Annotated in this window: 16 protein-coding genes; 7 read left to right on the top strand and 9 right to left on the bottom strand. The window is 67.3% G+C overall.

Features of this window, described 5'->3' with window-relative positions; genetic code table 11:
• Positions 1-45: 45 nt before the first annotated feature.
• The 8 genes from B6K69_RS07275 to B6K69_RS07240 are packed head-to-tail and all read right to left on the bottom strand — an operon-like array spanning position 46 to position 8,407.
• Positions 46-840 (bottom strand): ABC transporter ATP-binding protein, encoded by a 795-nt coding sequence (locus B6K69_RS07275; protein WP_108643312.1) that lies wholly within the window; start codon positions 838-840, stop codon positions 46-48.
• Positions 821-1,789 carry an ABC transporter ATP-binding protein gene (locus B6K69_RS07270; protein WP_164681905.1) on the bottom strand — a complete coding sequence of 323 codons (969 nt, stop codon included), beginning with the start codon at positions 1,787-1,789 and terminating at the stop codon, positions 821-823. The genes B6K69_RS07275 and B6K69_RS07270 overlap by 20 nt, the downstream gene beginning before the upstream one ends.
• Positions 1,776-2,615, bottom strand: a complete 840-nt coding sequence (locus tag B6K69_RS07265) for an ABC transporter permease (protein WP_108643310.1) — start codon at positions 2,613-2,615, stop codon at positions 1,776-1,778. The genes B6K69_RS07270 and B6K69_RS07265 overlap by 14 nt, the downstream gene beginning before the upstream one ends.
• Complete coding sequence (locus B6K69_RS07260) at positions 2,612-3,634, bottom strand: ABC transporter permease (protein WP_108643309.1); 1,023 nt, start codon at positions 3,632-3,634, stop codon at positions 2,612-2,614. The genes B6K69_RS07265 and B6K69_RS07260 overlap by 4 nt, the downstream gene beginning before the upstream one ends.
• Positions 3,635-3,646: 12 nt before the next feature.
• Positions 3,647-5,215, bottom strand: a complete 1,569-nt coding sequence (locus tag B6K69_RS07255; RefSeq protein ID WP_108643308.1) for an ABC transporter substrate-binding protein — start codon at positions 5,213-5,215, stop codon at positions 3,647-3,649.
• The gene (locus B6K69_RS07250) at positions 5,212-6,363 is read right to left on the bottom strand and encodes a DUF917 domain-containing protein (RefSeq protein WP_108643307.1); all 1,152 of its coding nucleotides are present in this window, start codon (positions 6,361-6,363) and stop codon (positions 5,212-5,214) included. Before B6K69_RS07250 ends, B6K69_RS07255 begins: the two co-directional genes overlap by 4 nt.
• Positions 6,360-7,910, bottom strand: coding sequence for a hydantoinase/oxoprolinase N-terminal domain-containing protein (locus B6K69_RS07245; RefSeq protein ID WP_108643306.1), 1,551 nt, complete (start codon positions 7,908-7,910; stop codon positions 6,360-6,362). The genes B6K69_RS07250 and B6K69_RS07245 overlap by 4 nt, the downstream gene beginning before the upstream one ends.
• The gene (locus tag B6K69_RS07240) at positions 7,910-8,407 is read right to left on the bottom strand and encodes an Lrp/AsnC family transcriptional regulator (RefSeq protein ID WP_107672250.1); all 498 of its coding nucleotides are present in this window, start codon (positions 8,405-8,407) and stop codon (positions 7,910-7,912) included. Before B6K69_RS07240 ends, B6K69_RS07245 begins: the two co-directional genes overlap by 1 nt.
• Positions 8,408-8,856: 449 nt before the next feature.
• On the opposite strand from B6K69_RS07240, the gene B6K69_RS07235 reads away from it, so the two are divergent.
• A complete protein-coding gene (locus B6K69_RS07235) occupies positions 8,857-10,677 on the top strand; it encodes an SLC13 family permease (protein ID WP_108643305.1) in 1,821 nt (606 codons plus the stop codon).
• A gap of 7 nt (positions 10,678-10,684) precedes the next feature.
• On the opposite strand, the gene betC is transcribed toward B6K69_RS07235, so the two are convergent.
• Positions 10,685-12,190 carry a choline-sulfatase gene (gene betC, locus B6K69_RS07230; protein WP_108644826.1) on the bottom strand — a complete coding sequence of 502 codons (1,506 nt, stop codon included), beginning with the start codon at positions 12,188-12,190 and terminating at the stop codon, positions 10,685-10,687.
• A 158-nt stretch (positions 12,191-12,348) separates the two neighbouring features.
• Here betC and B6K69_RS07225 point away from each other — a divergent pair, with 158 nt between their 5' ends.
• The 6 genes from B6K69_RS07225 to B6K69_RS07200 all read left to right on the top strand — a co-directional run bounded on the left by B6K69_RS07225 (position 12,349) and on the right by B6K69_RS07200 (position 20,388).
• A complete protein-coding gene (locus B6K69_RS07225; RefSeq protein WP_108643304.1) occupies positions 12,349-14,388 on the top strand; it encodes a CocE/NonD family hydrolase in 2,040 nt (679 codons plus the stop codon).
• Between the two features lie 116 nt (positions 14,389-14,504).
• Positions 14,505-16,091, top strand: a complete 1,587-nt coding sequence (locus tag B6K69_RS07220) for an ABC transporter substrate-binding protein (RefSeq protein WP_107672253.1) — start codon at positions 14,505-14,507, stop codon at positions 16,089-16,091.
• A 12-nt stretch (positions 16,092-16,103) separates the two neighbouring features.
• Complete coding sequence (locus B6K69_RS07215) at positions 16,104-17,060, top strand: ABC transporter permease (protein WP_108643303.1); 957 nt, start codon at positions 16,104-16,106, stop codon at positions 17,058-17,060.
• Positions 17,057-17,872 (top strand): ABC transporter permease, encoded by an 816-nt coding sequence (locus B6K69_RS07210; RefSeq protein ID WP_108643302.1) that lies wholly within the window; start codon positions 17,057-17,059, stop codon positions 17,870-17,872. Before B6K69_RS07215 ends, B6K69_RS07210 begins: the two co-directional genes overlap by 4 nt.
• A complete protein-coding gene (locus B6K69_RS07205; RefSeq protein WP_108643301.1) occupies positions 17,865-19,502 on the top strand; it encodes an ABC transporter ATP-binding protein in 1,638 nt (545 codons plus the stop codon). The genes B6K69_RS07210 and B6K69_RS07205 overlap by 8 nt, the downstream gene beginning before the upstream one ends.
• Before the next feature lie 52 nt (positions 19,503-19,554).
• Positions 19,555-20,388 carry an alkaline phosphatase family protein gene (locus B6K69_RS07200; RefSeq protein ID WP_108643300.1) on the top strand — a complete coding sequence of 278 codons (834 nt, stop codon included), beginning with the start codon at positions 19,555-19,557 and terminating at the stop codon, positions 20,386-20,388.
• Positions 20,389-20,392 lie beyond the last annotated feature (4 nt).

The raw sequence follows: 20,392 nt of genomic DNA, 5'->3' as shown, positions 1-20,392 counted from the left end.
TTCAGCCTTGGGGGCGGGGATCAGCTCTCGGGAACCGGCCGTCACTCAGACGGCGGTCTGGCGCGCACGCATCCCGAAACCGAACAGGCGATGCGTGTAGTCATGGCGCGGCGCAGACATCAGCTCTGCCGTCGTGCCTTGTTCCAGCACCTCGCCGTTGCGCATGACCACCAGATGATCAGAAATATGCGCCACGACCTTCAGGTTATGGGTCACGAAAAGCATTGAAAGCCCCGATTCCGCCTTGAGATCGGACAGAAAGTTCAGGATCTGCGCCTGAACCGAAATATCCAGCGCCGAGGTGGGCTCATCCAGCACCAGCAGCTTGGGGTCCAGCGCAAGCGCCCGGGCGATGGCAACCCGCTGCGCCTGTCCGCCGGACAGCTCTCTTGCCCGGCGGGGCAGGAAATCGGCGGGCAGGCCGCAGCGCGACAGCAGTTCGGCGGCCCTGTCCTGCAAGGCCCGTCTTGCAAGGCCCTGGCGGGCCAGCAGCGGCTCGGCCAGGATTTCGGCAATGGTCATGCGCGGGCTGAGCGACAGGAAAGGGTTCTGCGCGACAACGCCGATGTCCTGGCGCGCGCGGCGCAGCTCGCGGGGGGACAAGGCCAGCCAATCCTGACCGTCCAGCACGACCTTGCCGCTTTCCGAGGGCACCAGCCGCAGGATCGCGCGCAGCAGGCTGCTTTTGCCGGACCCGGATTCGCCCACCACGCCAAGCGTCTGCCCCGGGGCAAGCGACAGGCTGACCCCTGACACCGCCGGGCGGGGCTGCCCGCGGAACAGCCCGCGGCTTCCATACCGGACAACCAGATCGCGCACCTCAAGCAGCGGCTTGGTCATCGGTTCCCCTTTCCACCAGGCAGGTCCAGCGGTGTGGCCCGTCCTGCCGCTCGGGCGGCGGGCGAAGGCGACATTCGGCCTGTGCGGCTGCGCAGCGTGGTGCGAAGGCGCAACCGGCAATCGCCTCGAAGGGCGGCGGGATGCGCCCTTCGATGGCGGCAAGCCGGGTGCCAGGCGGCCCTGCATCGGGCAAGGCGGCCAGCAGCGCGCGGGTATAGGGGTGGCGTGGCCGGGTCAGCACCTCGGACACCGGCCCGTCTTCGACCGAGGTTCCGGCATACAGGACCGTGGCGCTGTCGCAGACCTCGGCCACCACATCCATGTCATGGGTGATCATCAGGATGGTCAGGCCGCGCTCCTGCACCAGACGGCGCAGCAGCGCCAGCACCTGCGCCCCGATGGTCACGTCCAGCGCCGTTGTCGGCTCGTCCGCGATCAGCAGATCGGCCCCGGTCGCCAGCGCCTGCGCGATGACCACCCGCTGCTGCATCCCGCCCGAAAGCTGATGCGGATAGCTGCGCAGCACCCGCGCGGGGTCGGGCAGCCCGGTTGCGGCCAGCAGTTCAACCGCGCGGGCGTCGCGGGCCACCCGGGGCAGGTCGTGGTGGGCGCGCAGCACGTCGTCGATCTGGCGGCGGATGGTCAGAACCGGGTTCAGCGCCGCCGCCGGGTCTTGCGAGATCAGGGCGATGCGCCGGCCCCGCAGGCTGCCTGCGACATCGCGCAACGCCATGCCGTCAAACAGGAAACGCTCCGCCCCGATGTCGGCACCGCGCGGCAAAAGGCCCAGCAGCGCCATGGCCGTCATCGTCTTGCCGCAGCCGGATTCGCCGATCAGCCCGTGGATCGTGCCCCGCGTGACCGTCAGGTCCATCCGGCGCAGGGCGTGGATGGCACCGCCCGGGGCGGGCAGGTCCACCGACAGGGCGCGTATGTCAAGCAGAGCCATCGCGGCGCCCTCCTGCACGGTCGCGCAGCGCATCCCCCAGAACCGAGAAGGCCAGCGCAAGGATAAAGACCGCCATCCCCGGGGCGGCGGAATACCACCAACGCTCGGGAAAGAACTTGCGCCCCGCATCGACCATCTGGCCCCAGTCCGCCGTCGGCGGCAGCACGCCCAGCCCAAGGAAGGACAGCGCCGATGCGGTCAGCAGGGCAGGCCCCACGTCCAGCGCGGCCTGCACCGACAGCGGGCGAACGGCGGCGGGCAGGATGTGGCGCAGGATGATGCGCGGATGGCCGACCCCCATCAGTTGCGCCGCCTCGACATAGGGCTGCCCGCGCAGCGCCAGCACCTCGGCCCGGGCCATGCGGGCATACCAGGGCCACCAGGTCACGGCCACGGCGACGATGCTGTTCAGAAGGCCCGGCCCCAGCGCCGCCGCCATCAGCACCGCCAGCAGCAGCGCCGGGAAGGCCAGAAACACATCGGTGATCCGCATCAGCCCTTCATCCAGCCAGCCGCCGAAATACCCGGCCAGCACGCCGACCGGCAGTCCGATCAGCAGCGAGAAGGCAACGATCAGCAGCCCCGAACTCAGCGACACCCGGGCGCCGTAGATCACCCGGCTTACCATGTCGCGGCCAAGGTGATCGGTGCCCAGAAGGTGATCGGCCGAAGGCGGCAGGAACTTGGTGGCGATGCTGGGCGCCCCGGCGCCCTGATCGGGAAAGGGCGCGACCCAGGGCGCCAGAAGCGCCATGCCGAAGGCGATCAGGATCAGGGCCAGCGACACCGCGCCCGGCCAGCCAAGCCGCTGATGCAGGACCCTCATTTCAGCGTCACCCTCGGATCAATCAGCGCCTGCGCCAGATCGAGAACCAGGTTCATGGCGACATAGCACAGCGTCACCACAAGGGTTGCGGCGGCGATGACGGGAAAGTCCTTGGACAGGATCGCCTCGGACACATAGCGGCCAAGGCCGGGCCAGGCGAAGATGATCTCGACCAGAACCGCGCCGGTCAGCGCAAAGGCGAAACTCAGCCCCAGCACCGTCAGCGCCGGCCCCACCGCATTGGGCAGCGCATGGCCGAACAGGATGCGGCGGCCCGACAGGCCAAGGGCGCGGGCCGCCAGGATGTGCCGGCGCTCCAGGATCTCGATCATGGCCGATCGGGTCAGCCGCATGGCGATGCCCGCGGGATAGGCCGCCAGCGTCAGCGCCGGAAGGATCAGATGCGCCAGCGCGTCACCAAAGGCATCCAGGCGGCGCGACAGCAGCGCGTCGATCAGGGCAAAGCCCGTCACCGGCGCCAGCGGGGCCGAGATGGCAATCTCGCGCGACATCCGCCCCGACAGCGGCAGCACCCCCAGCCATTTGGCAAAGACGAATTGCAGCAGCATGGCAAGAAAGAACGCGGGCATGGCAACGGCGGCAATCGAGGCAAGCCCGCCCATCCTGTCCAGCCAGCCGCCCCTGCGGGCCGCGGCAAAGGCGCCCGCCGGGATGCCGATCAGCAGGGCCAGAAAGGTCGAGAAGGCCGCCAGCTCCAGCGTCGCGGGCAGGAAGGCGGCCAGATCCTGCGAGATCAGCCGCCGCGACTTGTAGGACACCCCGAAATCCCCGGTTGCCATCGCCTTGCCAAAACGGATGAACCGCTCCGGCAAGGACGCCTCCAGATGCAGCTCGGCCCGCGCCTTTTCGATCTGCTCGGCGCTTGGGCGCGGCCCGGCATACAGCGCCGCAGGGTCGGAAGGCACGACCTGCGCCGCGACAAAAACCAGGAAGGTCACACCGACAACGACGAAGGCCGACAGGATGAACCGTCTGAAGATGTACCGTCCCAGTCCCATCGGCCCGGCGTCCTATCGGCTCAGGTCGTTGACGAAGACGACATGGCCATAGGCCGGATTGTCGGCATAGCCCTTCACATCAGACCGCAGGATATGGACGTTCGGCTTGTCCAGGATGAAAACCGCGGGCGCGTCCTCGATCATCATCCGCTGCGCGGCCTTGAACATGTCTTCGGCCTTGGCGCGGTCGGTGCCCGAAAGGGCGGCCGCCTCGTCGATCAGCCTGTCGAAGGCGGGGTTGCTGTAATAGGCCAGATTGAAGGTCGGCGTCTCTTCGCTGTGGAAGAGGTTGAACAGATAGTCATAGGGCGTGACATAGGTCGCCCACCAGTACAGCAGCAGGATGTCCTGCGCCTGTGCCGGATCGGCCTTGGACAGATCCCACATCGCCTCCCAGGCCATCGGCTGCAGGGTCAGCGTGATGCCAAGGGTTTCGAGATTGGCCTTCCACAACTCTCCCGCCAGCGCCTCAAGCGCATCAGAGGTGACATAGGTCAGCGTCAGCTCCAGCCCGCTGTCAGCCAGGCCTTCCTCGGCCAGCAGGGCGCGGGCGGCCTCAAGATCGGTCATCACCATCGGCGCCTCGGGGTCATGGCCCCAGATGCCCGGCGGCACGATGCCACGGGATCGGGTGCCAAGCCCCGCCGTCCCGGCGGTGATCACATCGTCATAGGGAAAGGCCAGCGCCAGCGCCTGCCGCACGCGGGGCCGGTCCAGCGGCGCGCGGCGGGTGTTCAGCAGGGCAAAGAGGTTCTCGAACGACGGATTGGCCACCACCTGCAGGTCGGGATTGGCCTTCATCGCCTCAAGATTGTCGAAGGGCAGGCTGTAGGTCCAGTCCGCATTGCCGCTTTCGATCATGCTCTGGGCCAGAACCGAATCCTCGACCACCTCGAAAACGGCGGTGTCGAAGCCGCCCTCGGGCGTGCCGCCCCAGTGGTCGGCAAAGCGCGAGGCGATGACGCGCTGGCCCGGCTCATAGCTGTCGATGCGGAAGGGGCCGGTGCCGCCGTCCTGTCCGGCGTTGAACCAGGCATTGTCCTGGGCCTGCGCGGCAGGGCTGATGATCCAGCCCGCAAAGCCCGCCGAGGCGATCAGGTCAAGCGGCTGGGCCGTGGACAGGGAAAAGACCACCGTCAGCGGGTCGGGCGCGGTGATGGCGGTCACGGCGCTCCAGATGAAGGCCGCGCCGCCGCCGATCTTCATCGTCCGCTCGATCGACCCCTTGACGGCCTCTGCCGTCAGGTCGGTGCCGTCATGGAACCGCACGCCCTTGCGCAGGGTGAAGGTCCAGGTCTTGCCCCCGTCGGTGGCCTGCCAGCTTTCGGCCAGCAGCGGCGCCACGCTTGCCGGGGCCTCAGTCGTGCCCGGAACATAGCGGGTCAGGCTTTCATAAACATTGGCCAGCACCAGCCCGTCATTCGAAAACGAGGTGGAGGGGTCCAGGTCGGGAAACCCCGTGGGGTTGGCAAGGGTGAAGATGCGGCTGCCATCCTGGGCCTCTGCCACGCTCCAGCGCGACAGGGCCTGCAGGGCCAGGGGGGCAAGTCCGGCGGAAATCAGAAGGTCGCGGCGGTTCATGTCAGTTCACCTGTCATGATGGGGGTTGCAGCGGGTTCGGCATAGGCCGCGACCGGATGGGCGACGGTGGCCGTGCCGAAGGGGGTGTAGTCGAAGTCATAGCCAAATGCGCGCGGCCCCATCATCCGCAGCGATTCCGGGGTGCGCAGCAGGGGCGCGCAGGGAATGGCCAGTACCGAGACACGCAGACCATAGCGCTGTTCCTCGGTGCCGATGGGCCGCCCGGTCTCGCTGTCGACGATGCAGATCAGGTCGGGCACCATCACCAGACGCCGGCCGTCCTCGGTGGCGACCAGAAATTCGTTCTGGATGTCGATGGTCAGGGTCCGGCCCTGATCCCCGGCAAGGCCCGCCACGGTCAGGCTGCCGCGCACAAAGCCGCCCTCGATCCGGCGCGCAATGTCGGTCACCTTGCCCTGCATCAGCCGCCGCCCGCCCGAGACCCGCTCGATCGCCGCGACAGGATCGGTCTTGGCGGCGCGGGCCTGCAGCACCGCATCGCCCAGATGCCAGGCCTGGCTTGTGGTATGGGCAATCCCGAAGCGGCGCACGAAATCGCCGGTCATGGGCGCGGTGGTCATGCAGGCGGTGCAGCCCATGGCCACGGTCGCCGTCCGCATCAGCTTTTCCAGCATCTCGGGCGATTTCGCCTGCGTGATCACCAGCGTATTGCCCTCGGAATCCGACAGGGCCGCAGGCTGGTTCGCCTGGCCGTAAACGAAGAACGAGGTCATCTGCACCTCGGGGAAGGCGCGGCCCATGCCATCGGCATCGACCACCGGCAGGTCCAACTTGGCTGCCGTGATCATCGGATAGATGCCGTTGCCGCCGCCGACCTCATCGCCCAGCACGGCATCGACCCGGCGCCCGGTATGCGCCTCGATGGCGCGCAGGACGCGGATGCCCTCATTCCCCTCTTCCATCTTCTCGATGCTGACGGTGGGGGCGCCAATGCCGCCAAGGCCGATCACCTGTGCATCCGGCGCCAGATCGGCGGGGCGGATCATGCGGATGCGCTTGCCCTGCCGCAACAGCGCCTTGGCGATCAGCAGTTGCAGATAGGGGCTGCCGCCGCCGCCGGTGCCAAGAATCCCCACGCCGATGGCGATGCGGTCGATGTCGGTCTCGTTCAGTGTCCAGAAGGTCATGCTGCCAGATCCCCCACCACTTTCACCGCAATCCGCATGGCATTTCCGGGCAAATAGCTCAGCGGTGTCTCCTCCAGCTCGGCCAGCGTCACGCTTTCGGCCCGGGCTCCCGCCTCGACCGCGCGGTTGCGGGCGTCTTCCACGATCTGCTCCAGCGCCGCGCCGCGTGTCGTGCCCTCCAGCGAAACCACGCGGTCCACCTCGCCCGAAACCTGCGCGATGGCGGCCCCGATGGCATTGGCCGAACCAAAGTGATCGGGCCGCAGCGAAACCGATGTTCCGGCAAGCTGCCCTTCCAGCAGAACCGATCCACCGCCCACCAGAACCGCCGGGATCGGCTCGGCGCTGGGCTTCATGCGGTCCAGCACGGCCTCGACATCGGCTTTCATCTTCTCGACGGCAGCCTTGACGAACCCGGCATCCAGATGGCGCAGCCGCGCCGGATCGCCCAAGGTCACCAGACCGGCCGCCACGGCAATGTCCGTGGCCGTCAACGTGTCGCCGCCGAAGCAAAGCGCCTTTTCTGCCAGGCGGAAGCCCACCGATTGCGGCCCGATGGCCAAGGGCGCCGATCGCACCAGACTGCCGCCGCCCAGACCGAAGGAATAGACATCCGGCACCCGGAAATTGGTCGGGATGCCGCCGATTTCGGCGCCTTCGCTGCGCACGCGCGGAAAGCCCGCCACCAGCATTCCAATGTCGGTGGTCGTTCCGCCGACATCAATCACGGCGGCATCCGTCAGCCCCGTCAGGAAGGCCGCGCCGCGCATCGAGTTGGTCGGCCCCGAGGCAATGGTGAAGACAGGGTGACGCTCGGCATAATCCGCGCCCATCAGCGTTCCGTCGTTCTGGGCCAGGTACAGCGGGCAGAACAGGCCCAGCCGCTGAAAGGCCGAACGGAAGGCGCCAACCGTTTCCTGCCCCAGGGCGTGCAGGCTGGCATTCAGGATCGTCGCACTTTCGCGCGCCAACAGCCCCGTGCGGCCGATCCGGTGCGACAGGCTGATCGCGGCATCGGGCATCTCTTCGGCGCAGATCTCGGCCGCTTCGATCTCCATCCGTGCATCGACCAGCGCGAAGACCGAGGAAATCGCAACCGCCCCGATTCCGGCGGAACGCCAGGCCTTGCAGGCCGCCCGGATCTCGCGGGCATCCAGCCGGGCGATGGGTGCGCCGTCGAACTGCACGCCGCCATCCACCAGCGCGGCCCCGCCATCGACAATCCCGCGCAGATCGGCCGGCCAATCCACCATCGGGGGCAGGGCGCGCGTGGCCCGGCCGCACAGCCGCAGGATGCCCACCTTGCGCAACTGCCGCCCCTCGACCACGGCGTTCAGGAAATGCGTGGTGCCGATCATGATGGCCCCGACCTCGGCCCCGGTAACACCGCTGCCGTCCAGCACCGCGCGGATGGCATTGGCAACGCCGCCCGTCACATCCGCCGTCGTGGCCGTCTTGATCGTCGCCAGAACCTTGCCGCCGCGCAGCAGGGCGGCATCGGTATTGGTGCCGCCAACGTCAATGCCGATGCGAACCAGCCCCGACATCACGGCTTGCCCTCGGCCCGATCCGTCGCCGTGTTCAGAGCGGTGGTGCGGGTGCCAAAGGCCTTGTACATCCGCAGGATGACCCAGGGCTCCACCCGGCGCACCCCGGGGATGCGCCCGATCGTGTTCTCGCAAAAGTCCAGCAGCGCCGCGTGCGTCTCGACGAACAGCGACCCCGACAGGTTGAAACGCCCGCTGGTCGCCGCCAGATAGCCGATCTCGTCGAATTCCCCCAGGGCGATGGCCACCTCCTCTATGCGGCCGGGCTCGACCTCGATCATCACATCGGCCTGCACATCGCGCCCCATCGCGGTGGGGTCGGGAATGGCGCCGATGGTGATCATCCGGCTTTGCAGCAGCGCGGTGATCCGGTTGCGCACCGTGCGTTCGGACGCGGTGCCGATCTTCGAGGCGATTTCGCTGGCGGAAAGACGCCCGTCCTCGGTCAGAAGGCTGATGATCGTCCGGTCAAGATCGTCAAGGTCGTAACGCTGCAAGGGGGCTCTCCTTCATATGGGGTGACGATGGGGTGATCGCGGGGGTCTGTCAACAGAAATTTCCGAAACGGAAATTCAGGAGAAAATTTGGTTCCGAATACGGCAGTTTAAGTTCGAAAAGTGGCCGGATGTTCGGTGCGCGGCCTGTCCGCATCCCGAAGGGGATACCGTTTCTGTAGGATATTTGTCCCGTTTTTGACATGGAAAAGCACCCGGCAAGATTTCCGCCCGGCAGATTCCGCAGCCGCAGAACTGCCGGGCATGGCGCGCTTTCGGTGCCCGGGGGGACAACGGGTGTGGCGCCCGCCGCCCCGATCGTCCGGGGGCGGCCGATGGCCGCAGGGGCGTGCCCGCTTCCCGCTGGCGTTGTGATCGCGCGGCGCACCCGCTAGGGTTGCCCGCCCCCTGACCCAAGCCGCCCCCCGACCCAAGCCGCCCAAGGACCGCCCTTGACCCAGGATCTTGCCCTCGTCCTCTGCCTTCTGTCCGCGACCGTGCTCATGTTCGCGCTGAACCGCCCGCGCATGGATGCGGTGGCGCTGATCATGATGACGCTGCTGCCGCTGACCGGGGTCATCACCCTGGAAGACTCGCTCGCCGGGTTCAGCGATCCGAACGTGCTGCTGATCGCGCTCCTGTTCGTGGTGGGCGAGGCGCTGGTGCGCACCGGCGTCGCGCAGCGGCTGGGCGATCTTCTGGTGCGCTCGGCCGGCCCGGGCGAGGCGCGGCTGATCGGGCTGCTCATGGTGCTGGTGGCGGGAATCGGGTCGTTCATGTCCTCGACCGGGGTGGTGGCCATCTTCATTCCCATCGTGCTGCGGGTGGCGGCCAGTTCCGGCACCTCGGCGCGGCGGCTGATGATGCCGCTTTCCGTGGCCGCGCTGATCAGCGGAATGATGACGCTGGTCGCCACCGCGCCCAACCTTGTGGTCAACGCGCAACTGATCCGCGCCGGGCATGACGGGTTTTCCTTCTTTTCCTTCACGCCCTTCGGCCTGCCGGTGCTGGCGCTGGCGGTGCTGGTCATGGTGGCCACCCGCCGTTGGCTGGGCGGCACCACCTCGGCCCCCGGCCCCGACCGCCCGCATCTGGCCGACTGGATCGCCGCCTATGGCCTTGGCGCGCGCGAAGTCCGGGTGCGGGTCGAACCCGGCTCGGCCTGGGCGGGCCGGCGGCTGGATGCGCTGGACCTGCGGGCCACCTCGGGCATCAACGTGATCGCGGTCGAACGCGGGCGCGGCTTCGGCCACCGGCTGATCCAGCCCGCCGCCGATACCCTGCTGGAACCGGGCGACGTGCTGTTCCTTGACATGTTCAGCCCCGGCATCGCGCGACAGGATTTCGCCGCCCGCTTCGGCCTGCACCCGCTGCCGATCTCGGGCCGCTATTTCAGCGACCATTCGCAGGACATCGGCATGGTCGAACTGCTGGTCCCGCCCGGGTCGGCCCTGATCGGCAAGACCGTGACCGACGCCCGCTTCCGCACTGAACACGGGCTGGCGGTGATCGGCATCAAGCATGGCAGCAAGCCGGTGCCCGGCCCCGTTCCGGCCGAACCGCTGCGGCTGGGCGACACGCTTCTGGCCGTGGGCCCGTGGAAGGCCATCGGTGCGCTGCGCAGCGGGCGCGACATTCTGGTGCTGAACCTGCCCGCCGAGATGGACGAGGTGATCGAACGGCCGCGCCGCGCGCCCCATGCGCTGGCGGTGCTGGCGCTGATCGTGGGGCTGATGGTGACGGGCGTGGTGCCCAATGTGCAGGCCGCGCTGATCGGCTGCCTGCTCTTGGGCCTGTTCGGCTGCGTGGACATGACCGGCGCCTACCGCGCGATGCACTGGCAAAGCCTGATCGTGATCGTCGGCATGTTGCCGTTTTCCGTGGCCCTGCAGAACACCGGCGGGGTTGATCTGGCGGCCTCTGTGCTGGTGGCGGCGGTGGGCGATGCCGGGCCAAGGGTGGCGCTGGCGGCGCTCTTCGTGCTGACGGCGCTGTTCGGCCTCTTCATCTCGAACACCGCCACGGCGGTTCTGGTGGCGCCGGTCGCGCTGGCCGTGGCCACCGAGCTGGGCGCCTCGCCCTATCCCTTCGCGATGACCGTCGCGCTCGCCGCCTCGGCCGCCTTCCTGATGCCGGTCTCCTCACCCGTGAACATGCTGGTGCTGGGGCCGGGCAGCTACACCCTGACCGATTTCCTCCGCATCGGCACCCCGCTGGTGGTGATCACGCTGGTCATCACCATCGCCCTGGTGCCGCTGGTGTTTCCGTTCTAGGGGCGCCTCACTCCCCCCGCGGAAAGCGTTTGCTCTCTTCCAGCACGTTCAGGTCCATGTGGTTGCGCATGTAGCGTTCCGAGGCGGCGCGGAGGGGTTGATAGTCCCAGGGGAAATAGGCGCCGTTGCGCAGGGCCTCATACACCACCCAACGGCGGGCCTGGCTTTCGCGCACCTCGGCGTCATAGCGGGGGATGTCCCAGCGCAGGTCGGCCAGCGCGCGGAAATGCGCCAGCACCTCGGCCGCGCGCGGATCGGCGGCCAGGTTCTGCCGTTCGGCCGGGTCATTGGCCACGTCGAACAGCATTTCGGGGTCGGCCGGGCAGCGGATGTATTTCCAGGCCCCGTCGCGCAGCGCCACCATCGGGGTGATCGTGCCCTCGGCGGCATATTCCATTGGCACCGGGCCGCGCGGCTGGCCGGCGGCCACCGGCAGCAGGTTCACCCCGTCGGTCCAGGGCATCACCTCGGACAGGTCCACCCCGGCCAGCGCGGCCAGCGTCGGCGTCACGTCGATGGTCGAGACCGGCCCCTCGACCCGACCCGGCGCCAGCCCCGGCGCCGCAATCATCAGCGGTACGCGCGCCGCGCCTTCGAAGAAGTTCATCTTGAACCACAGCCCGCGCTCGCCCAGCATTTCGCCATGGTCCGAGACGAAGACGATGATCGCCTCCTGCCGGGTCGCCTCCAGCGTGGCCAGGATCTCGCCGATCTTGTCATCGACATAGGAGATATTGGCGAAATAGCCCTGCCGTGCACGGCGGATATGGTCGGGGGTAATGTCGAAGGCCCGCCAGTCGCAGGCATCCAGCAGGCGCTGCGAATGGGGATCAAGCCGGTCATAGGGCAGGGCCGCGGGCGGTTCCAGCTCCGGGGCGCCCTCGTACAGATCCCAGTATTTCCGCCGCGCCACGAAGGGATCATGCGGATGGGTGAAGCTGACCGTCAGGCACCAGGGCCGCGGATCGCCGCCGCGCGACAGGTCATACAGCTTCTGCACCGCCTGGAAGGCCACGTCATCATCATATTCCAACTGGTTGGTGATCTCGGCCACGCCGGCGCCGGTCACGCTGCCCATGTTGTGATACCACCAGTCGATCCGCTCGCCCGGCTTGCGGTAATCGGGTGTCCAGCCGAAATCGGCGGGGTAGATGTCGGTCGTCAGCCGCTGCTCGAACCCGTGCATCTGGTCGGGGCCGACGAAGTGCATCTTGCCGCTCAGCGCGGTCTGATACCCCGCCCGGCGCAGGTGATGGGCATAGGTCGGGATGTCGGAACAGAACTCGGCCGCGTTGTCATAGACCCGCGTCCGCCGCGGCAACTGCCCCGACATGAAGCTGGCCCGCGCCGGAGCGCACAGCGGCGAGGCGGTATAGGCATGTGCGAAGCGGGCGGAACGCCCGGCCAGCGCCCGCAGGTTCGGCGCGTGCAGGAAGGGCGCCGGTCCATCGGGGAACAGCGTGCCGTTCAACTGGTCGACCATCAGGATCAGGATGTTCGGGCGGGCGGTCATGCGGTCCTCCGGGGCTGGCTGGCCCATCGGTGCCGTTGCGGCAGGCGTCGCGCAAGGGGGTTTGCGGGGCGCTTGTCGCAAACGCGGGGCAATGCGGCGGAATCGGATTGCCGGGGCGGTGCGGCCCCGTGCCCAATGCGGCAAAGGAGACTCTGCCGATGGTTGTTCGCACCGATTTCCCGTTCCGCGTGGTCGAACACGAGGACATGGGGATCGTCCTGCCCGACGGCACGCGCCTGTCGGCCCGGGTCTGGATGCCCGAGGATGCACCCGCGAACCCGGTGCCCGCGGTGCTGGAATACATCCCCTATCGCAAGCGCGACGGAACCCTGCCACGCGACGAGATGATGCACCCCTGGTTCGCCGGCCATGGCTATGCCGCGGTGCGGGTCGACATGCGCGGCAACGGCGACAGCCAGGGTCTTATGGACGATGAATACAGCCCGCAGGAAATGGCCGATGCCCTGGCCGTGATCGACTGGCTGTCGCGCCAGCCCTGGTGCAGTGGCAGCGTCGGGATGATGGGCAAAAGCTGGGGCGGCTTCAACTGCCTGCAGGCCGCCTTCAACCAGCCGCCCGCGCTGAAGGCGGTGGTCTCGGTCTGCGCCACGACCGACCGTTTTGCCGATGACATCCATTTCAAGGGCGGCTGCCTTCTGGGCGAGAATTTCGGCTGGGGCGCGGTGATGCTGTCCTTTTCCAGCCGCCCGCCCGATCCGGCCCTGCGCCCCGACTGGCGCGAAGACTGGCTGCGCCGGCTTGAGGCCGAACCCTGGCTTGCGCCGCGCTGGGCGGCGCATCAGGCGCGCGATGCCTATTGGGCGCATGGCTCGGTCTGCGAGGACTGGTCGCGCAACACCGTGCCGGCGATGATCTGGGGCGGCTGGGCCGACAATTACATGAACACGGTGGCGGCGCTGGTCGAAGGGGCGCCTGCGCCGGTGAAGGGCGTGGTCGGACCCTGGGTCCACCAGTATCCGCATACCGCCGTGCCGGGGCCGCAGGTGGGCTTCCTGCAGATCGCGCTGCGCTGGTGGGACCGCTGGCTGAAAGGCGTGCCGAACGGGGCCGAGGCCGACCCCGCCTATCGCGCCTATGTGCTTCATTCCGAACCCCCCGATGCCAGCGCGAAAGCGCGCGCCGGGCATTGGGTGGCCGAGGACCAGTGGCCGTCGCCCCGCGTGGCGCCGCAGGTCTGGCATCTGGCCGCCGCCGCACCGGGGGTTTCACACCCCCGGACCTCCGTGGGATATTTGCAGACAGATGAAAGCCCGGACGGGTTTTTTGTTGAGGTGACCACGCCGCAGCATCTGGGTCTGGCAGCGGGCGAATTCTTCCCGATGGGCCTGAACGCCGAAATGCCGGGCGATCAGGCGGGCGACGATGCGCTGTCGGTCTGTTTCGACGGGCCGGAACTGACGGCGCCGCTGCAACTGCTGGGCGCGGCCGAACTGACGCTGCGGCTGTCGTCGGACCGGCCGCTGGGCTTTGTCGTGGCGCGGCTGTGCGATGTGGCGCCGGACGGTTCCAGCGTGCGGATCGCCCATGGCATGTTGAACCTTTGCCACCGCGACGGCATGGCCGCGCCCGCGCCGCTGGTGCCGGGGCAGCCGTTCGAGGTGACGGTCCGGCTGGACCAGATGGGCTATCGGCTGGCGCCGGGGCACCGTCTGCGGCTGGCGCTGTCGAACAGCTACTGGCCCTTCGTCTGGCCCTCGCCGCAGGCGGGGGTGCTGACGGTCACGGCGGGGCGGCTGGTGCTGCCCGTGCACCCGGGGGCCGACCGCAGCGAATGGACCCCGCCGCCCGCCGAACATGCCGCGCCCTGGCAGCACCGCGTGCTGCGGCCGGGCCAAAGCCGCCGCTTCGTGGAACAGGATCTGATCTCCGGCACCCGCGCGCTGGTGGTTGAAGAGGATAGCGGCGATGTCGAGAACCTGACCCATGGCCTGTGTTCCGGCGAGACGATGACCGAACGCTGGGAGATCGCGCCCGACGATCCGTTGTCGGCCCGGGCGGTGCATGTCTGGGAACAGCGGCTGTCGCGCGGCGACTGGCGCATCAAGACGCGGGCCGAGGCCACCATGACCGGCACCGCCACCCATCTGCGGATGCAGGCCCGGCTGACCGCCTGGGAGGCGGACCGCCAGATTTTCCTGCGCGAATGGGACGAGGAGGTGCCTCGCCACTTCGTGTGACGGCCCTGCGCGGCGGCCCGGGCAAGAATCGTTGCCCGGTCAGCGCCTTCGCGGTTTAGTGAGTGCAATAAACAAACAGGCCCCGAAAAAACCGGGCCAGACAGGGAGAAGACAAGATGACGGACCAACTTGACCGGATGATCGACACGGTGCGCCGCGGGCGGATGACCCGGCGCGAATTTGTCGGCCGCGCCTCGGCCATGGGCATCACGGCGGGGCTTGCCTCGGCGCTGTTCAGCAAGACCGCGATGGCGCAGGAACCCAAGAAGGGCGGCGTGATCCGCGTCGGTATGCAGGGCGGCGAATCGACCAACTCGCTTGACCCGGCGCTGGCCGCTTCGGAAGTGCCGTTCCAGGTGAACATGACCTGGGGCGAAATGCTGGTGGACGTGAACCCCGACGGGTCGATCGACCACCGCATCGCGGAAGAGGTCAGCAGCAATGCCGACGCGACCGAGTGGAAGTTCAAGATCCGCGCCGGCGTCGAATTCCATGACGGCAAGACCGTCACCGCCGAAGATGTGGTGGCCACGCTCAAGCGCCACACCGACGAGAAGTCGCAATCGGGCGCGCTGGGCATCGTGCAGGGCATCAGCGAGATGAAGGCCGAGGGCGACATGGTCACCCTCAAGCTGTCGGCCGCCAGCGCCGACCTGCCCTATCTGATGGCCGACTATCACCTGATCATCCAGCCCGGCGGCGGCGTGGACAATCCGGCCGCCGGCATTGGCGCCGGCCCCTACAAGGTGGTGGTGAACGAGCCGGGCGTGCGGCACACCTTCGCCAAGCACGCCAACTATTTCGACAGCAGCATCGGCCATGCCGATGAGGTGGAAATCCTGGTCATCAACGACAACACCGCCCGCACCGCGGCGCTGCAATCGGGCCAGATCCACATGATGAACCGGGTCGATCCGAAGATCGTCGAACTGCTGAAAGGCGCGCCGGGCATCCAGATCAAGTCGGTTGCCGGGCGCGGGCATTATGTCTTCATCATGCACGTCGACAAGCCGCCCTTCGACAACAACGATCTGCGGATGGCGCTGAAATATTCGATCAACCGTCAGGAAATGGTGGACAAGATCCTGGGCGGCCTGGGCAGCCGGGGCAACGATTTCCCGATCAACGCGGCCTATCCGCTGTTCGACGACAGCATCGAGCAGCGCGAATACGATGCGGCCAAGGCGGCAGAGCATTACAAGAAGTCCGGCCATGACGGCAGCCCGATCGTGCTGCGCACCGCGCCGGGCGCCTTCCCGGGGGCGGTCGATGCGGCCAACCTCTTTGCCGCCAGCGCCAATGCCGCCGGCATCCCGCTCTCGGTCAAGCTGGAACCCGATGACGGCTACTGGTCGAACGTCTGGAACGTGGAACCCTTCTGCGCCAGCTACTGGGGCGGCCGCCCCGTGCAGGACCAGATGTATTCCACCGCCTATCTCTCCACCGCGGAATGGAACGACACCAAGTTCAAGAACGCCCGGTTCGACGAACTGCTGCTGGCCGCCCGGGGCGAACTGGACGCGGCCAAGCGCAAGGGCATGTATTCGGAAATGGCCCATATCCTGCGCGACGAAGGCGGCCTGATCCTGCCGATGTTCAACGACTTCGTGTCGGGCGTCAGCGATGCCATCGCCGGCTGGGCCGACGATCCGAACGGCGAGTTGATGAACGGGCGGGCCCAGGTCCGCTGCTGGCTGGCATAAGGCCCGAAGCCGGTGCATCCCGTTCTTGTTCTGGTGGTCCAGCGCATCGCGCTGGGCCTCCTCCTGCTCCTCGCCGTGTCGGCGGTCATCTTCCTGGGCGTCGAGGCGCTTCCGGGCGATACCGCACAGGCGATCCTGGGGCAGCAGGCCACGCCCGAGGCGCTGGCCAACCTGCGCGAAAAGCTGGGCCTGAATGACCCCGCCATCACCCGTTATTTCCGCTGGCTGGGCGGTGTCCTGACCGGCGATCTTGGCACGGCGCTGACCAATGGCGCCGACATCGCCACCTCGATCGGGCAGCGGCTGGGCAACACGCTGTTCCTGGCGGGCTGCGCCGCGGCCATCTCGGTGCCGCTGGCCATCATCCTGGGCCTGATCGCCGCCCGCTATGCCGGGCGCTGGCCCGACAAGCTGATCTCGGGCGTCACCCTGACCACGATCAGCCTGCCCGAATTCGTGGCGGCCTATTTCGTGATCTACTTGCTGACCCAGGTCTTTCCGGTGTTCCAGCCCGTCGCCATGGTCTTTCCCGGCATGGGCTTCTGGGCCAAGCTGCAGGCGGTGGCGCTGCCGGTCATCGTGCTGGTGGTGGTCGTGCTGGCCCACATGATGCGGATGACCCGCGCCGCCATCCTGAACGTCATGCAATCGGCCTATATCGAAACGGCCGAGCTGAAGGGCCTGTCACCGATGACGGTGATCTGGCGCCACGCCTTCCCCAATGCCATCGCGCCGGTCGTCGCGGTCGTCATGCTGAACATGGCCTATCTGGTGGTGGGGGTTGTCGTGGTCGAGGTGGTGTTCAGCTACAACGCATTGGGGCAATATCTGGTGGACCACGTTTCCAGGCGCGACCTGCCGGTGGTGCAGGCCGTGGGCCTGATCTTCGCCGCCGTCTACATCACCCTGAACATGCTGGCCGATGTCATCGGCATCATCAGCAACCCGCGTCTGAGGCATCCGAAATGAGGGTGCCGTTCTCTGCCCTGCTGGGCCTGTCGCTGACCGGCCTGTTCCTGTTCACCGCGATCTTCGCCCGCTGGATCGCGCCCTATCCCATCGACCTGGCGGTCGGCGGGGTCTGGGAAGGCCCGTCCGCGAAATACTGGCTGGGCACCGATACCATCGGCCGCGACATCCTTTCGCGGCTGATCTACGGCGGTCAGGTCACCATCTTCGTGGCGCTGGCCTCGTCGATCCTGGCCTTCTCGCTGGGCGCGTTCCTGGGCTTCCTGGCCGCCGTCAAGGGCGGGCTGGTCGATCAGCTTCTCAGCCGCATGGTCGATCTGGTGATGGCAATCCCGTCGCTGATCGTGGCGCTGGTCATGCTTTCGGTGCTGCCGCTGAACCTGACGGTGCTGATCCTTGTCATCGGCGTTCTGGACAGCACCCGCGTCTTCCGCCTGTCGCGCGCGGTGGCGGTCGACATCGCCGTGATGGATTACGTCGAAGCCGCCAAGCTGCGCGGCGAAGGTCAGTCCTGGGTGATCTTCCGCGAAATCCTGCCCAATGCCCTGTCGCCGCTGGTGGCGGAGTTCGGGCTGCGCTTCATCTTTGCGGTGCTGTTCATTTCTACCCTGTCTTTCCTGGGCCTCGGCATCCAGCCGCCGCTGACCGACTGGGGCGGCATGGTCAAGGAAAACAAGGATGGCCTGATCTACGGCAAGGCCGCCGCGCTGATGCCCGCCGCCGCCATTGCCGCGCTGGCGATCAGCGTCAATCTGGTGGCCGACTGGGTGCTGACCCGCACCTCCAGCCTGAAAGGAGGCCGCGGTGGCTGACAACACGCTTCTGGCAATCCGCGGCCTTGTGATCCAGGCCACCAGCTATCCGCCCGGCGAACCCCCGAAAGAGGTGACGCTGGTCCACGGGGTAGACCTCACGCTGCAACGCGGCCGCGTGCTGGGGCTGATCGGCGAATCCGGCGCCGGCAAATCCACCATCGGCCTGTCGGCCATGGCCTATGGCCGGGGCGGGGTGCGGCTGACCGGCGGCACCATCACCCTGAACGGCCGGGAAATCCGGCTGGCCAGCCCCGCGGCGCTGCGCAGCCTGCGAGGGCGCGAGGTGACCTATGTCTCGCAATCCGCGGCGGCCTCGTTCAACCCGGCCAAGCGGCTGATGGAACAGGTGATCGAAACCAGCATCGCCCATGGCGTGATGACGCGCCCCGAGGCCGAGGCGCGGGCGGTCCTTCTGTTCCGCAAGCTGGGCCTGCCCAACCCCGAAACCTTCGGCAACCGCTATCCGCATCAGGTGTCGGGCGGGCAGTTGCAGCGCGCGATGACGGCCATGGCGCTGTGCCCCAAACCCGATCTGGTGATCTTCGACGAACCCACCACCGCGCTGGATGTGACCACGCAGATCGACGTGCTGGCCGCCATCAAGGAAGCCATCCGCGACACGCAGGTTGCCGCGCTCTATATCACCCACGATCTTGCCGTGGTGGCGCAGGTGGCGGATGAGATCATGGTGCTGCTCCATGGCCGCATGGTCGAACTGGGCGAAACGGCGCAGATCATCAAGGAACCCCGGCAGGACTATACCCGCGCGCTGGTCTCGGTCCGCAGTCTGGAACATGCCGAAAAGCCGCCCGCGCCCCCGGTGCTGCGGATCGAAGGGCTGACCGCGCGCTATCGCGGCACGCATTTCGACGTGCTGAAACGGGTCTCGGTCGAACTGCCCAAGGGCCAGACGCTGGCCGTGGTGGGCGAAAGCGGTTCGGGGAAATCGACGCTGGCCCGTGCCATCACCGGGCTGCTGCCGCCGTCTTCGGGGCGCATCACCTTTGACGGGCGCGAACTCTCGCCCGATCTGGCCGGGCGCAGCAAGGATGACCTGCGCGAAATCCAGATGATCTACCAGATGGCCGATACCGCGATGAACCCCCGGCAGACCGTGGGCACCATCATCGGCCGGCCGCTTGAATTCTACTTCGGCCTGAAGGGCGCCGCCCGCGACCGCCGCGTGCAGGAACTTCTGGACGAGATCGAGATGGGCAAGGGTTTTGCAGACCGCTACCCCGCCGAACTGTCGGGCGGGCAGAAACAGCGTGTCTGCATCGCCCGCGCGCTGGCCGCCAAGCCCAAGCTGATCATCTGCGACGAGGTGACTTCGGCGCTTGATCCGCTGGTGGCCGATGGCATCCTCAAGCTGCTGCTGAACCTTCAGGCCATCGAACATGTGGCCTATCTTTTCATCACCCATGATCTCGCCACGGTCCGCGCCATCGCCGACAAGATCGCGGTCATGTACAAGGGACAGGTCGTCCGCTACGGCCAGAAATCCGATGTGCTGGCCCCGCCCTTCGACGACTACACCGACCTCCTCCTGTCCTCTGTTCCCGAGATGGAAGTGGGCTGGCTTGAGCAGGTGATCGCGCATCGCAAGATGGAAAGTGCCGGAAACTAGGTATGACCCTTTGCCATACGCCGGACATACCCAAGGCAGACGGAACGCAGACATGACGAAACTCCTGCTCATCATCCTTGACGGGGTGCCTTACGCGAACTGGCGCCGGCTGTTCGGCAATCTGGAAGGCTGGGTCGAAAGCGGCGAAGCGCGGGTCCGCCGGATGCGCGCCGTGCTGCCCTCGACCTCGGCCAGTTGCTATGCCTCGATCCACACCGGCGTGCCGCCGCAGGTGCACCGGATCTGGGACAACGCCGACATAAGGCGGCTGGAAATGCCCGACGTGTTTTCCGAACTGACGCGGGCGGGCAAGAAGACCGGGGCCGTAACCCATTCATATTGGTCGGAGTTTTTCAACCGCGCGCCCTTCGATGTGGTGCGCGACATTGAGTATGACGAACCCGGCGGCCCCATCACCCATGGCCGGTTCCACACCATGAAGGGCTATGGCCACGCCAACCAGATGACGCCGGCCGATTACGACCTGTTCGGAACCCTCACCCGTCTGGCCGAGGTGAAGGGCATCGACTACGGCATTCTGCACACCTGCACGCTGGACAGCATGGGCCACCGCTTCTTCCACGACTGCGAAGAAATGGACCACGCCTGCTTCGCCATGGACGCCACCCTTGCCCCCTTCATAAGCCGTTGGAGAGACAAGGGTTTTGAGGTAATCGTCACCGCCGACCACGGGCAGGATTCCCGCGGCCACCACGGCGGAACCGGCGAAGCACAGCGCGATTTCGCCTTCTACTACTTCGGCTCCTCCCCCCTTCCGCCGGGGGATGAGGTGCTGGATCAACTGGCCCTTGCCCCCTCGATCCTGACACGGATGGGCGTTCCGGTGCCCGCCGGCATGAAGGCCCGCCCCTTCCTGTCGGCCTAGGCCG

Origin of the sequence: Pseudogemmobacter blasticus (genome assembly GCF_003071405.1) — a bacterium.
Lineage (GTDB): Bacteria > Pseudomonadota > Alphaproteobacteria > Rhodobacterales > Rhodobacteraceae > Pseudogemmobacter > Pseudogemmobacter blasticus.
Note: the sequence above shows the minus strand (reverse complement) of the source record. Positions and strands in the feature narration are given on the sequence as shown.

Coding starts and splice junctions, on each gene's coding strand:
- B6K69_RS07275 (WP_108643312.1), bottom strand. CDS start 840: ATGACCAAGCCGCTGCTTGAGGTGCGCGATCTGGTTGTCCGGTATGGA.
- B6K69_RS07270 (WP_164681905.1), bottom strand. CDS start 1,789: ATGGCTCTGCTTGACATACGCGCCCTGTCGGTGGACCTGCCCGCCCCG.
- B6K69_RS07265 (WP_108643310.1), bottom strand. CDS start 2,615: ATGAGGGTCCTGCATCAGCGGCTTGGCTGGCCGGGCGCGGTGTCGCTG.
- B6K69_RS07260 (WP_108643309.1), bottom strand. CDS start 3,634: ATGGGACTGGGACGGTACATCTTCAGACGGTTCATCCTGTCGGCCTTC.
- B6K69_RS07255 (WP_108643308.1), bottom strand. CDS start 5,215: ATGAACCGCCGCGACCTTCTGATTTCCGCCGGACTTGCCCCCCTGGCC.
- B6K69_RS07250 (WP_108643307.1), bottom strand. CDS start 6,363: ATGACCTTCTGGACACTGAACGAGACCGACATCGACCGCATCGCCATC.
- B6K69_RS07245 (WP_108643306.1), bottom strand. CDS start 7,910: ATGTCGGGGCTGGTTCGCATCGGCATTGACGTTGGCGGCACCAATACC.
- betC (WP_108644826.1), bottom strand. CDS start 12,190: ATGACCGCCCGCCCGAACATCCTGATCCTGATGGTCGACCAGTTGAAC.
- B6K69_RS07225 (WP_108643304.1), top strand. CDS start 12,349: ATGGTTGTTCGCACCGATTTCCCGTTCCGCGTGGTCGAACACGAGGAC.
- B6K69_RS07220 (WP_107672253.1), top strand. CDS start 14,505: ATGACGGACCAACTTGACCGGATGATCGACACGGTGCGCCGCGGGCGG.
- B6K69_RS07210 (WP_108643302.1), top strand. CDS start 17,057: ATGAGGGTGCCGTTCTCTGCCCTGCTGGGCCTGTCGCTGACCGGCCTG.
- B6K69_RS07200 (WP_108643300.1), top strand. CDS start 19,555: ATGACGAAACTCCTGCTCATCATCCTTGACGGGGTGCCTTACGCGAAC.